The organism is Bacillus sp. AFS012607, assembly GCF_002558005.1.
Lineage (GTDB): Bacteria > Bacillota > Bacilli > Bacillales > Bacillaceae_G > Bacillus_A > Bacillus_A thuringiensis_S.
Genome location: NZ_NTVM01000074.1, coordinates 1 through 1031 on the forward strand (window position 1 = coordinate 1; position 1031 = coordinate 1031).

Consider the following 1031-nt stretch of genomic DNA (forward strand, 5'->3'; position numbering starts at 1 on the left):
AGGAAAACAAGCAAGTAGTATATTGGATGCTCTGCAATGGGCATCTGAAAAAGAAATCCTACCTCCATATGAAATGGTTTTGGGTGTAATAAATCACTAAATGTTGTTTCTATCAGCTCTAAAGATAAGTTGAGTAAAAAATTAGCGATTAAAAACATTCCAACAAACAAAAAAGCACTCAATGGAATGAGTACTTCTTTTTCAGCTAATTTATATTTGATTGATATCTTTTCACTATACATATCAAAGTATCACCTCTGTTCAATCTAGCCACACGTATTACTTCTTTAAGCCGAAGCCCGAATCATAATTATATTTCTCATATTCTATTATCTTATCGAAGTCATTCGTTACATCTAAAGATATGACATATCCAAATTTCTTAGTAATTTGTTCATCTGTTGGCATTTGTTGAAAACTTGCTATTACTTTTATATCGGAATCCTTCATTTGTTGAAGAAAGTATATAAAATCTTCCTGACTTAAATAATTGGTTTCATCTACAATTACATATTCAAATTGTTTAGCTTTATTTATTACATCTTCTGTAATTTTAAAATTCCCATACCCTTCATTCGATTCACATTCCAAGTGTTGTAGAGTCACATGACCCGTTTTCTTCTCAAATTCTTCGTCTTCGTATTCTCTCATTGGATCTAACACTAAAACTTTTGATAAACTTAAAGCCATTTTCTTCAGTTCCCTCGTTTTCCCTGTTCCCACTCGACCTACCACCATTAAACTTTTATCTAGACTTGAAATTTGTACTAAATTTGCACTATTAACAAACATCTATATGACCCCTTTCAAATTAAAAAGGTACTCTTTTTATGAGTACCTTTTTGACAATATCAATTGATTTTTTCTTTATTTACTCGCTACCATCTTTTCATTTTGTTTCAGAACTGGCTTTTCTTGATTCGTTGGTTTCTCTGGTTCTGTTGGTTTTTCCGGTTCTGTTGGCTTCTCTGGATTTGTTGGCTTTTCCGGTTCTGTTGGCTTCTCTGGATTTGTTGGCTTCTCCGGATCTG

Annotated in this window: 1 protein-coding gene and 1 pseudogene; both read right to left on the bottom strand. The window is 32.6% G+C overall.

All coding sequences use genetic code 11. From position 1 onward, the window contains the following. Positions 1-242: pseudogene (locus CN409_RS30715) on the bottom strand (type IV secretory system conjugative DNA transfer family protein); the annotation flags it as partial. A 37-nt stretch (positions 243-279) separates the two neighbouring features. After that, positions 280-792: an ATP-binding protein gene (locus CN409_RS30720; RefSeq protein WP_074596337.1), complete on the bottom strand. Its 513-nt coding sequence runs from the start codon at positions 790-792 to the stop codon at positions 280-282. Positions 793-1031: the final 239 nt, after the last annotated feature.